The following is a 14,714-nucleotide window of genomic DNA, read 5'->3' on the forward strand; positions in this document are numbered from 1 at the left end:
GCGGCACTCAGCCCACCGGCACTCAGCCCACCGGCACTCAGCGCACCGGCAGCTCGATATCGTGGAAGATCTCGTGCTCATGACGCGGGCCGGCGGCCAGTGCCGCCTCGACACGATCGCGTGTCAGGTGCGGCGCGAAGCGTTCGACGAATTCGAACATGTAGCTGCGCATGAAGGTGCCGCGACGAATGCCGATCTTGGTCGTCGAGCTGTCGAAGAGATGCGTCGCATCCAGCGCCACCAGGTCCTCGTCCGCCACCTCGTCCACCGCCATGTGCGCGACGATGCCGATGCCCATGCCCAGGCGCACATAGGTCTTGATGACATCGGCATCCGAGGCGGTCAGCACGACATTGGGCGCCAGGCCATGTGACTTGAAGGCATCATCCAGCTGACTGCGCCCGGTGAAGCCATAGGTGTAGGTGACCAGCGCATAGCTGGCCAGTGTCTCGAGGGTCAGCTCCTCGCCATTGGCCAGCGGGTGATCCTTCGGCACCAGCACGCAGCGATTCCAGCGGTAGCACGGCAGCAGGATGAGGTCGTTGAACAGCTCCAGCGACTCGGTGCAGATGGCGAAATCGGCCTGCCCCTCACTGACCATGTTGGCGATCTGCTTCGGGGTGCCCTGCTGCATGTGCAACGCGACATCCGGGTACTTGCGCGTGAAATCGGCGATCACCGGCGGCAGGGCATAGCGTGCCTGGGTGTGGGTGGTGGCGATCGCCAGACTGCCACGGCGATCATCGCTGTGCTCCTGCGCGACATGCTTGATGTTCTCCACCGTGCGCAGCACCTGGCTTGCCAGCTCGACGATCGACTCACCCGCCGGCGTCACCCGCGTCAGATGCTTGCCACTGCGCGCGAAGATCTCGACGCCCAGCTCATCCTCCAGCAGACGAATCTGCTTGGAGATCCCCGGCTGTGAGGTATAGAGGCTCTGAGCGGTCGCTGACACGTTCAGATTGTGTCGGGTCACTTCCCAGATGTAACGCAACTGCTGGAGTTTCATGCGACTTCACTCTCCTGAGAAGCCCCGTCGACGCGGGAGAGCGCGACAGTGGCCCGGACATGGCCGTTCACCCTGCTAAGATGATCGGGCGATAAAATCATGAACAATGATTCCTTTCGGGAATATACAGTCAAGAGTAGATTGACGGCAGTAACCTGACAAGGGGTAGACAAGGGATGGATGTCACACAGCTGCTGCTATACGTACTGGCAGGCGCCGGAGTGGGCTTTGCGGTCGGTGTCACCGGCGTGGGCGGTGGCTCACTGATGACACCGCTGCTATTGATGTTCGGCTTTCCGCCGCATGTCGCGGTCGGTACCGATCTGCTTTACGCCGCCATCACCAAGGCCGGCGGTGCCTTCGCGCACCATCGCCAGGGGCATGTGGACTGGACCATCACCCGTCGCCTGGCCCTGGGCTCCATCCCCGCCGCGCTGGTGACCATCGGCGTGCTGCATGCCTTCTTCACGGACCCCACCGCCTACGCAGGCCTGATCAAGGGCATGCTGGGCGTGATGTTGATCCTCACCGCCGGCGTGCTGCTGTTCAAGAAACGTCTGTTGGGCCTGATCAGTCCGGAAAGCTTCATCGTGCGGCATGCGGCACCGCTGACCGTGCTGTCGGGCATCGTGCTGGGCGTATGCGTCACCCTGTCCTCCGTCGGCGCCGGTGCCTTCGGGGCGGCCGTGCTGATCATGCTGTTCCCGCTTCTGAGTACCGCACGCATCGTCGGCACCGATATCGCCCACGCCGTGCCACTGACACTGGTCGCAGGCCTGGGGCATCTATGGCTGGGCAATGTCGATTTCCTGCTGCTCGGCGCATTGCTGGTCGGCTCCCTGCCTGCCATCAGCCTTGGCGCACGCCTGACGCGCCACATGCCCGGCAGCCTGTTGCAGGGGCTGCTCACCACCCTGCTGCTGGGGCTTGGCATCCGCTACGCCTTCTTCTGACCCCGCCCTTCCTTTGCTGCTGCACGCGTAATCCAGACCAATGTCGCAGCAGGCAATCGTGATTGCCTGCTGCGTGGCTATTCCCTCCAACCAATAAAACAGCTATAAAAATACCAACGATCATAACCCCGTGCTATTGAGTCGATGGACAATGCCCATTTGTCAGTGATGGAAAGTGGCGCTACCATCGGACGCAGCCTGCATGTCCGGCAATGCCGCAGACAGCGAAACGAATCCCCTGGAGAAACAAGATGTCCAATCACGTCGATGTCACCGGCGCCAACTTCGAACAGGAAGTTCTCAACGCTGAAGCCCCGGTACTGCTGAAGTTCTGGGCGCCCTGGTGTGGCCCGTGCAAGATGATGGCGCCGGTCGTCGAGGAAGTCGCCAACGAGAAGGGCGAAGGCCTGAAGATCGTCAACGTCAATGTCGATGACGCACCGGAAATCGCCGCCGAGCAAGGCGTGCGTGGCGTGCCGACCGTGATCCTGTTCAAGTCCGGCGCCAAGGTCGCCTCGCTGGTCGGTGCCCAGTCCAAGGGACAACTGAGCCAGTTCATCGAGCAGAACCTCTAAACCGGTCCGCTCGAAGGTGGCTGCCCCGGCAGTCACCAGGCACGAGATAAACACCTGAAGGCCCCGTCACGCTCAACGTGACGGGGCCTTCTGCATTCCCTTCTGCATTCAGGGGGCGCGGGCTCATCGAGCCCGCGAAGACACGCCTTGCCGACGCGCTATTCCTCCGCCATGCGTCGGCGACGTCGAATGCGTCTGGCGGAGGGTCCCAGCAGGCGTGCCGCCCAGCGCGTGCCCGGGTGCGAGTCGAAAGCGATCTTGAGCGTCATGGTGATCGGCACCGACAACAGCATCCCCACCGGGCCGAACACCCAGCCCCACACCACCAGTGACAGGAAGGCGGCCAGTGTCGACAGCCCCAGCGTCCGCCCCATCACGCGCGGCTCGATCATGTTGCCGAGAATGAAATTGATCGCCAGGTAGCAGCCGCCCAGCATCAACGCCTTGACCGCCCCACCCTCCGGCATCACCAGCGTCAGCAATACTGCCGGCACCGCGGCCAGCGCCGACCCGATGTTGGGAATGTAGTTGAGGCAGAAGGCCAGCGTGGCCCACAGGAAGGCGAACTCCACATCCAGTGCCAGACAGCTGATGCCGACCAGCGCACCGGTCACCAGACTGATCAACGTCTTGACCGCCAGATAACGTCGCAGCGTCAACGAGAACAGCGTAAAGCGGCGCAGGCTGACATGCGGGCTGCGCAGAGTGGTGATCAGCTTGTCGCGCAGCGACAGGGCTTCGTACAACAGGAAGGTGGCCGTCAGCACGATGATGACACTGGAAGACAGCAGACCGCCCAGCCCGGTGAGCAGGTTGGGCACCCATTGCGTCAGCGATGCCGGATCCACCAGCTCACTGAAGCGCGCCGGCGCGATGGAGACGCCGTGGCCTGCCAGCCATTCCAGCATGCTCTGATACTGCTCCCGCAGACTTTCCTCCAGCTTGGGCATCTCATCGCTGAACAGGGTGAAGCGTGAGACCAGCAAGGCCGCCAGCGAGGAAAACAGGATGCAGACCGTCAGGATGACGATGGGCACCCCGAAACGCTGGCCGATGCCGTGTCGGGCCAGCCAGCGCACCGGCGCATCGCAGACCGCCGCGACAAACACCGCCATCAGCAGGGGGACCACCAGGTCTGCCGCCATCTTGAGGCCACCGATGATCACCACCAGCGCGGCCATGCCGACCAACAGCGGATGGATCTCCAGTGCCTTGCGGACCTTGGGGACATGGCGAGAACGCCCGGAAAGCTCCAGCGCTTCCTGCTGACGCTCGTCTCGCGGCACCTGCATGCGTGCCACGGCCTCCTCGGCGGAAGTGCCCTCGCTGACACCGCTAGGCTCACCCACCATCATGTCATGCGCGTCGTCGCCGCCCTCACTGCTCGGCACTTCGGGCCTCGATGAGGCCTGCTCAGAGCGGGAGGACCGCCCTGACTCCTGCGCGGCCTCTTCAGGGGTATCGTTAGCCTGCATCCTGCGCCACCTATCCTGTCAGTTACTGCAAATTGAGTCCCGCATGTCATCTCCCGCGCACTGGGCGGGACAGGCTGTCACTGCGACTATCTTGGGCGTCTGACCGTCACAAGCCAAGCGCGGGACACAAAGAGAAGAGAATGTTCTGCAGACCGGCGCGACCCCGTGCATGAATGACCCGCCACAAAAAAGGGGAGACCGAAGTCTCCCCGAGAAATCCGAGTCAGAGCGCACTGACTGGAGGCACATGATTGCCTGACAAACAGACCGAATTCAGCGTGTGGACGTGAGATCAGATCTCGAACCCGCTGCCGAAGCCCTCCACCGCAGGTGCCATCAGCGTCTCGCCGCCGGCACGAATCATCGCGGCGTGCCCCTGGGTACGCGGCAGGATGCGCTGGAAGTAGAAGCGTGCGGTATCCAGCTTGGCCTGGTAGAAGGTCGCGTCTCCCGTGCCAGATGCCAGCGCTGCCCTGGCGGTCTCACCGGCACGCGCCCACAGGTAGCCCAGCGTGACGTAACCGGCATACATCAGATAATCGACACTGGCAGCACCGACCGCCTCGCGGTCCTGCATCGCCCCCATGCCGACCGCCATGGTCAGCTCACCCCATTCGCGGTTGAGCTCCGCAAGTGGCGAGGCAAATTCGCTGCCTTCGCTGGCCTGACAGAACTTGTGGATCTCCTTGGTGAAGACCTTGAGCGACTCGCCCTGGCTCATCAGGATCTTGCGTCCCAGCAGGTCCAGCGCCTGGATACCGGTGGTGCCTTCATAGAGCAGCGTGATGCGGGCATCGCGCACGAACTGCTCCATGCCCCACTCCTGGATGAAGCCGTGGCCACCGAACACCTGCACCCCATGGTTGGTCGCCTCGAAGCCGGTCTCGGTCAGGAAGGCCTTGACGATGGGCGTCAGCAGGCCCAACAGCGTGTCGGCACGAGTCTTCTCTGCGCTGTCCGGCGCATTCTCGACAAGATCATTGAGCTGGGCGGCGTACATCACCAGCATTCGTCCGCCCTCGGCGATGGCCTTCTGGGTCAGCAGCATGCGCCGTACGTCCGGGTGCACGATGATCGGGTCGGCTGCCTTCTCCGGTGCCTTGGTCCCCGAGAGAGCTCGCATCTGCAGACGGTCCCGCGCATAGCTCAGCGCATTCTGGAAGCTGGCCTCGGCCAGCGCCACGCCCTGGATGCCCACGCCAAGCCGCGCGGCATTCATCATGGTGAACATGCAGGCCAGCCCCTTGTGCGGCGGGCCGACCAAGAAACCTGTGGCGGAGTCGAAGTTCATCACGCAGGTCGCGTTGCCGTGAATGCCCATCTTGTGCTCGATGGAGCCACAGCTGACACCGTTGCGCTCTCCGGCCTCGCCACTGGCATCCGGCAGGAACTTCGGCACCACGAACAGCGAGATGCCGCGTGAGCCTTCCGGCGCGTCCGGCAACTTGGCCAGCACCAGATGCACGATGTTCTCCGAGAGATCGTGTTCACCGGCGGAGATGAAGATCTTGGTACCGCTGATGGCGTACCCCTTGCTGCCATCGGCGTCATCCAGTGGCACGGCGCGGGTCTTGATCAGCCCCAGATCCGTGCCACAGTGCGGTTCGGTCAGGCACATGGTGCCGGTCCAGCGGCCTTCGACCAGCTTGGTCAGATAGGTCTGCTTGAGCACCTCGCTGCCATGGTGCTCAAGGGCGTTCATCGCGCCATGTGACAACCCCGGATACATGCCCCACGAGAGGTTGGCGGAGGCGACCATTTCCGAGAGCATCATCGCCAGAGACGGCGGCAGGCCCTGGCCACCGTGCTCCGGTGAGGCTGCCAGACTCGGCCAACCGCCCTCGACATACTGCTGATAGGCGGCCTTGAAGCCACGCGGCGCCTTCACCTCTCCCCCCTCGAAGGTACAGCCCTCGAGATCGCCCGACTGGTTGAGCGGCGTCAGCACCTCGTTGGCAAAGCGTGCCCCTTCCTCGAGAATCGCGCTGACGATGTCATCACTGGCATCTTCGCCACCCGGCAGGCGGGCGTAATGCGCGGGGTAGTCGAGCAGCTCATTCATCACGAAGCGAATATCGCGCAAGGGCGCCTGATAGTCGGACATGCTGTACTCCTTGTGCCGTCGCGACGCGGCGGCGATGACCTGACACAGCCACTTCCGAGCATCTGAAAGCGGGAAATGGTGGCTATGCACATGAATGGGGGCGTGGCAGCGGGATCCTTTCGCGGGATCGACCCGACCACTATCAAACATTCGTTTGAAATTAGCGCCACCCCGATCGTCAGTCAAGCGATCGTTTGATCGTGGCCGTGAGACATTGGTGGCACGCGGACACAAAAAAGCCCGACCACTCATGTGGTCGAGCAATATCTCCCCCAGAGATTTCTTGCTTTCAGGTCGTCGTGCGTGATCGCGAGACGGCAGGCTCAGGCCATGCGGATGCTGCCGTCGAGACGGATCACTTCCCCATTGAGCATGCCGTTGGTGATGATGTGTTCGGCCAGGCGAGCGAATTCATCGGGCCGCCCCAGGCGCTTGGGAAACGGAACGGCCTCGCACAGCGCCTCGCGAGCAGGCTCCGGAATGCCTGCCATCATCGGTGTCTCGAACACGCCAGGGGCAATCGCCATCACGCGAATGCCGTGACGCGCCAGTTCGCGCGCCATCGGCAGGGTCATGCCTGCCACCCCGGCCTTGGAAGCACTGTAAGCACATTGCCCTATCTGACCATCGAAGGCCGCGACCGAAGCGGTATTGAGAATGATGCCGCGCTCTCCGTCTTCCCCCTCGGCCACATTGCGCGCCATGCGGGCCGCCGCGAGACGCGCCACGTTGAAGGTACCGCTCAGATTGATGGCCAGGGTCTTCTCGAACCCTTCCAGCGGCGCCGGTTCCCCCTCGCGATCCACCAGCTTGGCGACGCTCACCACGCCCGCGCAGTGGATTACGCCATGAAGGGCTCCGAAGCTCTGCTCGGCGACATCCAGCGCCGCGCTCACGCTCGCGGAATCGGTGATATCGCAATGGCAGAAGCGTGCCGACGCACCGAGTGCCACGGCATGCTCGCGTACGGCCTCGGAGATGTCAGCCAGTACGACGCGTCCACCGGCGGCCACCAGACGGTCCGCTGTGGCAGCCCCCAGGCCGGAGGCGGCACCCGTGATCAGGAAGCAGTGCTCGGCAATCTTCATGCATGACTCTCCAGATGGCACCCGGCGCATCCGCTGCCGGGTCGTTCAATGACGATCATCCTGCGGCAGCCCGCAAGGGGCGAAGCGGCAGCCGCGGGTCTCACTCCTCGCGAGCTTCGGCGCGCAGCAGGAATCGCTGGATCTTGCCCGAGGGTGTCTTGGGCAGGTGGTCCACGAAGCTGATCTCGCGGGGATAGCTGTGGCCTGATAGCCGCTGGCGTACTTCGCTGCGTATTGCCTCGGCGAGGGCTTCATCCCCGACATGTCCGTCGCGCAGCACCACGTAGGCCTTGATGATCTCGCCGCGCAGGTCATCCGGCTTACCGACCGCCGCGGATTCCGCGACGGCGGGATGGGCAAGGATGGCGTTCTCGACATCCGCCGGGCCGACCCGATAACCCGAGGTGGTGATGATGTCGTCGTCACGGCCGGCGAAGGTGAAGCGACCATCAGGCTCCGCGACGACTACATCCCCGGTCAGGTAATAGCCTTCGACACAGGGCTGTTTCTCCTGCCAGGTATAGCCGGAGAAGAAATAGGCGGGGGAATTGGCGATATCCACCGCCAGCACGCCCGGTTCACCGGGCGCAAGCTCCCGATATTCGGCGTCCAGCACGGCCAGGCGATAGCCGGGCAAGGGAAAGCCGACGCTGCCGATGACCACCTCATGCGCCAGAGCATGATGATTGCAGCAGACCATGCCGACTTCGGTCTGACCGTAGTGATCCATCACCGTGCAGCCAAGCTCACGGGAGACCCAGCCCACCACCTCGGTATTGAGCGGCTCGCCGGCCGAGCTCGCCACGCGCAGCGTCAGGCGCTCGAAGGCCCCCTCCCCGAGCCCGGAGGCCTTGAGCATCCGATAGGCCGTGGGCGCCGCCGCGAAGTTGTCGATGGCGTGGCGCTGCAGGAAGTCCAGCCCGCCCTGCGCGCTGAAGGGAGCTTGCATGAAGTAGGTGGTGGCACCCAGCAACAGAGGTGCCGTGATCCCGTAGTAAAGCCCGTAGGCCCAGCCGGGGTCGGCCATGTTCCAGAAGCGCTCGCCGGGGCGCAGATCCACTGCCAGCCGCTGATAGAGCCAGAAGGCCGGCAGCGCATTCAGTGCCACCGCCACCCCCTTGGGCTTGCCGACCGTGCCGGAGGTGAACATCTGCAGGAAGGGCGCATCACTCGGCAATTGTACGGGCGGTTGCGCCAGGGGCTCGCTTTGCATCAGGGCCTGCCAGTCCAGATCCCCCTCATCCAGTGCCTCCCCCTCCCCGCGCACGCAGATGATCGGTGGATGGCTCGCAAGCGCCCTGAACTTGGCACGCTGACCGGACTCGGTAATCACGACACTGGTCTCGGCGCGCGACAGACGGTAGGCGAGCGCATCCGTTCCGAAGGCCGTGAACAGCGGCTGATAGATGGCGCCCAATCGCCAGGTGGCGGCCAGCGCGATCAGAAGCTCAGGCGTACGCGACAGCATGCAGGCCACGCGCTCGCCGGGTCCGACGCCCTGCGCAGCCAGCGCCGTGGCCATCCGAGCACTCTCGAGATCCAGTTCGGCGTAGCTGAGCGTGCGTACCTTGCCATGCTCATCCTCGTGGACCAGAGCGATGCGCTCGCCCTGCCCGGCGCGCAGGTGCCGACCGATGCAGGCGTCAAAGGCATTGCCCATGTGCCCTTGCCCGGAGGACGTCAGGAGTTCATCGCGCAACGCGTCGATGTCGAAATGTTCCAGATACTCGCTCAGCGTCTGGCTGGCAGCCGGTTGCATGGCGGATGAATTCGCAGGTTCGTCAGATGTAGCGACATATGCAGCAGAGGCGGCGCGTGACGTGCGGTTTGTTGTTGTATCGCTTGGCGTCATGGCGTGACTGGCTCCTGAGTGGCGCTCCGGGGCGGATCGAGATGGCTGGGCGTCAGTCATCTACAGTTAACGTAAACGTCAAGTTAGCGACAAGCCTGTCGTGCGGCAAGCATTGTGGCGCTCGACTGGCCGAAAGTTGCAGACGCCGTGTAACGGACGCTGTGTAGCAGACGCCGGGTAACGGACGCTCGCTCAGGGAAGACGACACAGGCTGTCGACCAGCGCCTCGGCCAGCTCATCCGGGGAACGCTCACCCTCGGGACGGTACCAGCGTACGCTCCAGTTGAGCGCCCCCAGCATGAACTGGCGCAGAAGCAGAGCGTCTCCCTTGAGCAGTCCCGCGGCGACGGCCGCCTCGATGGCGTCGCGCCACAGGGCTTCATACTCGTCACGCAGATGCACGAGATGCTCCCGCGAGGCTTGCTCGAGGCGACGCCATTCGTAGAGCGCCACGACATGCGCATTGCGGTCCGTCAGCAGGGTTTCCAGATGCGCCCGCGCCAATGCCAGCAAGCGCTCTCGCGCCTGCTGATGCCGTGATGCGGGGGCTGAGCCGGCTTCCAGCCGCGCGAGATGCTCACGCGCGATGGCCAGTGCGCTGAACATGCCCTCCTCGATCACCGCGCACAGGATTTCCTGCTTGTCAGCGAAGTGATGGAACAGGCTGCCGGACTTGATGCCCATTTCCTGGGCCAACATGCGAACGGTGGTGCGATCGAAGCCCTCCTCCACGAACAGACGGGCAGCGATACGGACCAGCTCCTTGCGACGGGGTGAGGCGGTGGCTACATTCATCGTATAACTAGCGCTTGCTTGGTTTATGGGATTGAATGGATCAAAGCACAGCCACGCAGTGATCACAACGCCGAACGCCACAGGTGATCTTCCAATAACAAGACACTGGAGACCGTCATGACGACCGCTTCCCGCACCACGCCAAGCCCCACCACCGCCGCTGACGACATCGTGATCCTGTCCGGGGCGCGCACGCCGATGGGCGGATTGCAGGGCTCGCTTTCCAGCCTCAGCGCACCGCAGCTCGCCGCCGTGGCCATCAAGGCCGCCATCGAACGCTCAGGCCTGACACCCGCCGATATCGATGAGGGCATCTTCGGCTGCGTACTGCCGGCAGGCGTCAAGCAAGGCCCGGCACGTCAGGCCATGCGCCAGGCCGGAGTCCCGGACAACATCGGCGCGACCACCATCAACAAGCTGTGCGGTTCCGGCATGAAAGCTACCATGCTCGCGCACGACCTGATCCGTGCCGGCACCAACCGCATCATGCTGGCGGGTGGCATGGAATCGATGTCCAATGCCCCGCACCTGCTCACCCAGGCACGCGGCGGCTATCGCCTCGGACATGGAGAACTGAAGGACCACATGTTCTTCGATGGCCTGGAAGACGCCGAGACCGGCAAGCTGATGGGCGTGTTCGCCCAGGAAGTGGCCGATGCGCGTGGCTACGATCGTCAGCGCATGGATGACTTCGCCATCGAATCACTCAAGCGCGCCATGGCCGCCACCGAGGCCGGCGACATCGCCCCGGAAATCGCGCCGGTGACGGTCAAGAGTCGCAAGGGCGAGAGTCTCGTCGAGCAGGATGAACAACCCTTCCAGGCCAACCTCGACAAGATTCCCACGCTGCGTCCGGTATTTGCCAAGGACGGCACCATCACTGCCGCCAATGCCAGCTCCATCTCTGACGGTGCCTCGGCCCTGGTGCTGACCCGACGTGATGAGGCCGAGCGTCGTGGCCTGGCCGTCAAGGCCCGTATCCTCGGTCACAGCACCCACTCCCAGCACCCCAGCGAATTCACGCTGGCCCCCATCGGGGCCATCGATTCGCTGATGAAGCGACTGGAGTGGACCACCGAGGATGTCGATCTGTTCGAGATCAACGAGGCCTTCGCCGTGGTGACACTGCTGGCGATGGATGCCCACGACATCCCGCACGACAAGGTCAATGTCTTCGGGGGAGCCTGCGCCCAGGGTCACCCGGTGGGCTCCACCGGATCACGCATCATCGTCACCCTGATCAATGCGCTGGAACGGCGCGGCAAGAAGCGCGGCATCGCGGCACTGTGCATCGGCGGCGGTGAGGCCACCGCGATCGCCGTCGAGCTGGAAGGCTGAGCCGGGAACGGGGGCTGAGCCAACCTCGCGTTCCAGCACGTCTGACATGACAAGCGCCAGACACGACAGAAGGCCCGGATCCATGATCCGGGCCTTCTGCCATCTTCGGGAACCATTCGCGCCGAGATGGCGCCAGTCCTCAGCCGTAGCGACCGGTGATGTAGTCCTCGGCCTTCTTGGTGTGCGGATTGGAGAACATCGTCTTGGTGTCGTTGTACTCGATCAGCTCGCCCATGTGGAAGAAGGCGGTGTAATCGGCGACACGCGCCGCCTGCTGCATGTTGTGGGTCACGGTCACGATGGAGAACTGGGTCTTCAGCTTGTCCATCAGGTCTTCGATTGTCGCGGTGGAAATCGGGTCCAGCGCCGAGGTCGGCTCATCCATCAGGATGACGTCCGGCTTGACCGCGATCGCACGCGCGATGCACAGGCGCTGCTGCTGACCACCGGACAGCGAGGTACCCGGCTGATCCAGAATGTCCTTCACCTCTTCCCACAGGCCGGCATCACGCAGCGCGCTCTCGACCAGATCGTCCTTGTCGGCACGACGGCTGACCAGATCATGCATGGTCGGCGCATAGGCGATGTTGTCATAGATGGACTTGGGGAACGGGTTCGGCTTCTGGAACACCATGCCGACACGGCGACGCAATGCCACTTCATCCATGTTGCGGGCATTGACGTCACGCCCGTCCATCTCGACCAGACCCTCGATGCGCACGCTGCGGATCAGGTCATTCATGCGATTCAGGCAGCGCAGGAAGGTCGACTTGCCGCACCCGGACGGCCCGATCAACGCGGTGACATTCTTCTGGAAGATGTCGATGTTGATGTTCTTCAGCGCCTGCTTCTCGCCGTACCACAGGTTGAGGTCTTCCACACGGATGGCCAGCTCATGATTGGCCTCTTCGTTGGTCACGATCGGTGTGCCGGGGCGTGCCATGGCGACAGGCTTGGCGGGGGTGGCGACGGTGCTGTTCATGTCTCGTATTCCTTGTTCAGTCGTGGGTCTGGTCATGTCGTGCGTCCCGCCTCGGCGGGACGTGATCCACCGACCTACCAGCGACGCTCGAATTTCTTGCGCAGCATGACGGCTGCGGCGTTGAGGAAGATCAGCACTGACAGCAGCACCAGGATGCCCGCCGCAGTCCGCTCGACGTAGGCCTGTTCCGGCTCACCTGCCCAGGTGAAGATCTGGGCCGGCAGCACGGTGGCCGCCTGGGTGATGGAGGTCGGTGCATCCGGAATGAAGGCCACCATGCCGACGATGATCAAGGGAGCGGTTTCCCCCATCGCCTGCGCCAGACCGATGATGGAACCCGTCAGGATACCCGGCAATGACAGCGGCAGAACGTGATCCCGCACGACCTGCCAGCGCGAGCAGCCAACGCCGAAGGCTGCCTGACGAATGGTGTCCGGCACGCTGCGCAACGCGGAGCGGGTGGTGATGATGATCACCGGCAGCGTCATCAGCCCCAGCGTCAGACCACCGACCAGCGGGGACGAGCGCGGCATGCCGAAGAAGTTGATGAAGATCGCCAGGCCCAGCAGACCGAACAGGATCGACGGCACCGCCGCCAGATTGTTGATGTTGATCTCGATCGCCTGGGTGAGGCGATTGTCCGGCGCGAACTCCTCCAGGTAGACCGCGGTCAGCACGCCGACCGGGAAGGCGAAGGCCAGAGTGACCAGCAACGTCAGGATCGTGCCCATCGCCGCCGACCAGATACCGGCATATTCCGGCATCTTGGAATCACCGGTGGTGAAGAAGTTGATGTTGAACTTGAGCTCGGCCGTGCCGTTCTCGACCATGCGATCCAGTACGGCGATCTGCTTGGGCTTGAGATGCGCCTTATGGCCCTTGAGGTACTGATCCACCCGGTCGTCCGCGATCACCCAGGTCTCGAGGGTCTGGCCCAGCAGCTCCGGGTTGGCCTTCATCTCGCGTGGCAGCTGACGCAGCCAGCCGCGGCTGACCAGCTCACGCACATCCTCTTCCACCGCCGCGAGCGGAATCTCGCGTGACTGCTCGCTGTAGGTGACCGGTACCTTGAGCTCCGCCTGCTGGAAGGCCGGATAGCCGCGCATCAGCATGTCGCCGATGAACACCACCAGGAAGGTTGCCGCCAGGGCCAGCGCCGCCATGGACATGTACTTCAGGCGCTGAGTGCGGCGATGACGGCCCTTGAGCTGGGCCGAGATATCGTCGAAGGAATGGCTCATGTCTTGTCTCGGCCTCACAGATTGTTGGCGCTGTACTTCTCACGGAAGCGGCGGATGAGAACCACCGAGACCATGTTCAGCAGCAAGGTGACGACGAACAGCACCAGACCCAGCGCGAAGGCGGACAATGTCTCGGCACTCGCGAATTCCTGGTCTCCCGTCAGCGCGGCAACGATACGCACCGTCACGGTGGTCATGTCTTCCAGCGGATTGGCGGTCAGATTCGGACGCATGCCCGCCGCCATCACCACGATCATCGTCTCGCCCAGCGCACGCGACACGGCCAGCAGTGACGCCGAGATGATGCCCGGCAGCGCGGCCGGCAGGATGACATTGCGGATGGTCTCGCCCTGGGTCATGCCCAGCGCCAGAGACCCCTGACGCATGGTGTCCGGCACGGAGGTGATGACGTCATCCGACAGTGAGGAGATGAAGGGAATGATCATGATGCCCATGACCAGTCCCGGCGCCAGAGCATTGTTGTAGGACGCCTCGATACCCAGCGGCGAGAAGATGTCGACGATCAGCGGTGCCACGGTGATGGCGGCGAAGAAGCCATAGACGACGGTCGGGATGCCGGCGAGCACTTCCAGCACCGGCTTGGCCACGGTTCGCACGCGCTCCGGGGCGAATTCCGACATGTAGACCGCTGCCAGCAGGCCGATGGGAATGGCCACCAGCATGGCGATCAGGGTGATCATGAAGGTACCGGCGAACAGCGGAACCGCCCCGAAGTTGGCGGTGCTCTCGACGCCCTCGCCACGGCCGGCTGCCAGCTGGAAGCTGTTGCCCGGGTCCCAGGTGGTGCCGGTGATGAAGGTCCAGAAGCTTTCCATCTGGAAGAAGCGGATGGCTTCGAAGATGATGGAAGCCAGAATGCCGAACGTCGTGACGATGGAGATCATCGCCGCCCCGATCAGCACATAACGAATCAATGTCTCGATCGCATTGCGCGCGTGAAAATCAGGCTTCACCAGCGCCAGACCGATGAGCATGCCGACACCTGCGACGACGAGGCTGGCAGCCAGCAGCTCGGCGCCCTCGATGGATACCCCGGCCGTGGCGATCGCCAGTACGGCGGCCAGTCCGACCAGCAGTGCCGGGCCGGCACAGGAGATGGCGGTGAACCAACCGTATTGATCCGGCTGGGCGTACATCTCTGCCCCGCTGGCACGCACCTTCTGCGCCTTGCCTCGGCCGACGAAGAAGGCAATCAGGCCAGACAGCGCCACGATGCCAATGAAGAAGAGAAAGATCTGCTGAGTCTGCATCTTTCGAGTCCCGGAGTCGCGTTATCCGCAA

General features: G+C 63.4%; 12 protein-coding genes. 3 read left to right on the forward strand and 9 right to left on the reverse strand.

Annotated features, from left to right (window positions below; genetic code table 11):
* Positions 1-37 precede the first annotated feature (37 nt).
* Complete coding sequence (gene cysB / locus HXS65_RS07710) at positions 38-1,009, reverse strand: HTH-type transcriptional regulator CysB (RefSeq protein ID WP_077379304.1); 972 nt, start codon at positions 1,007-1,009, stop codon at positions 38-40.
* 176 nt (positions 1,010-1,185) lie between these two features.
* On the opposite strand from cysB, the gene HXS65_RS07715 reads away from it, so the two are divergent.
* Positions 1,186-1,962, forward strand: coding sequence for a sulfite exporter TauE/SafE family protein (locus HXS65_RS07715; RefSeq protein ID WP_077379302.1), 777 nt, complete (start codon positions 1,186-1,188; stop codon positions 1,960-1,962).
* 251 nt (positions 1,963-2,213) lie between these two features.
* Entirely contained in the window at positions 2,214-2,537 is a 324-nt protein-coding gene (trxA, locus tag HXS65_RS07720; RefSeq protein WP_043333971.1) for a thioredoxin, read from the forward strand.
* Between the two features lie 158 nt (positions 2,538-2,695).
* Here the strand turns inward: trxA and HXS65_RS07725 are convergent, their stop codons facing one another.
* The 5 genes from HXS65_RS07725 to HXS65_RS07745 form a co-directional block, all read right to left on the reverse strand.
* On the reverse strand, positions 2,696-3,928 hold the full coding sequence (locus tag HXS65_RS07725) for an AI-2E family transporter (protein ID WP_254696415.1): 1,233 nt from the start codon (positions 3,926-3,928) through the stop codon (positions 2,696-2,698).
* A 376-nt stretch (positions 3,929-4,304) separates the two neighbouring features.
* A complete protein-coding gene (locus tag HXS65_RS07730; RefSeq protein WP_176493608.1) occupies positions 4,305-6,116 on the reverse strand; it encodes an acyl-CoA dehydrogenase C-terminal domain-containing protein in 1,812 nt (603 codons plus the stop codon).
* 323 nt (positions 6,117-6,439) lie between these two features.
* Positions 6,440-7,204 carry an SDR family NAD(P)-dependent oxidoreductase gene (locus HXS65_RS07735; RefSeq protein ID WP_176493609.1) on the reverse strand — a complete coding sequence of 255 codons (765 nt, stop codon included), beginning with the start codon at positions 7,202-7,204 and terminating at the stop codon, positions 6,440-6,442.
* Positions 7,205-7,304: 100 nt separating this feature from the next.
* On the reverse strand, positions 7,305-8,963 hold the full coding sequence (locus HXS65_RS07740; RefSeq protein WP_141392257.1) for an AMP-binding protein: 1,659 nt from the start codon (positions 8,961-8,963) through the stop codon (positions 7,305-7,307).
* Between the two features lie 285 nt (positions 8,964-9,248).
* The gene (locus HXS65_RS07745; protein WP_054555392.1) at positions 9,249-9,851 is read right to left on the reverse strand and encodes a TetR/AcrR family transcriptional regulator; all 603 of its coding nucleotides are present in this window, start codon (positions 9,849-9,851) and stop codon (positions 9,249-9,251) included.
* A 117-nt stretch (positions 9,852-9,968) separates the two neighbouring features.
* Between HXS65_RS07745 and HXS65_RS07750 the strand changes: the two genes are divergently transcribed.
* Positions 9,969-11,189, forward strand: a complete 1,221-nt coding sequence (locus HXS65_RS07750) for an acetyl-CoA C-acyltransferase (RefSeq protein WP_084209289.1) — start codon at positions 9,969-9,971, stop codon at positions 11,187-11,189.
* A 139-nt stretch (positions 11,190-11,328) separates the two neighbouring features.
* Here the strand turns inward: HXS65_RS07750 and pstB are convergent, their stop codons facing one another.
* From pstB to pstC, 3 genes are all read right to left on the reverse strand, one after another.
* A complete protein-coding gene (gene pstB, locus HXS65_RS07755; protein ID WP_077379425.1) occupies positions 11,329-12,132 on the reverse strand; it encodes a phosphate ABC transporter ATP-binding protein PstB in 804 nt (267 codons plus the stop codon).
* Between the two features lie 113 nt (positions 12,133-12,245).
* Complete coding sequence (gene pstA / locus HXS65_RS07760; RefSeq protein ID WP_077379289.1) at positions 12,246-13,412, reverse strand: phosphate ABC transporter permease PstA; 1,167 nt, start codon at positions 13,410-13,412, stop codon at positions 12,246-12,248.
* A gap of 14 nt (positions 13,413-13,426) precedes the next feature.
* On the reverse strand, positions 13,427-14,683 hold the full coding sequence (gene pstC, locus HXS65_RS07765) for a phosphate ABC transporter permease subunit PstC (RefSeq protein WP_176493610.1): 1,257 nt from the start codon (positions 14,681-14,683) through the stop codon (positions 13,427-13,429).
* Positions 14,684-14,714 lie beyond the last annotated feature (31 nt).

The organism is Cobetia sp. 5-25-4-2, assembly GCF_013374075.1.
In the GTDB taxonomy this organism is placed as follows: domain Bacteria; phylum Pseudomonadota; class Gammaproteobacteria; order Pseudomonadales; family Halomonadaceae; genus Cobetia; species Cobetia marina.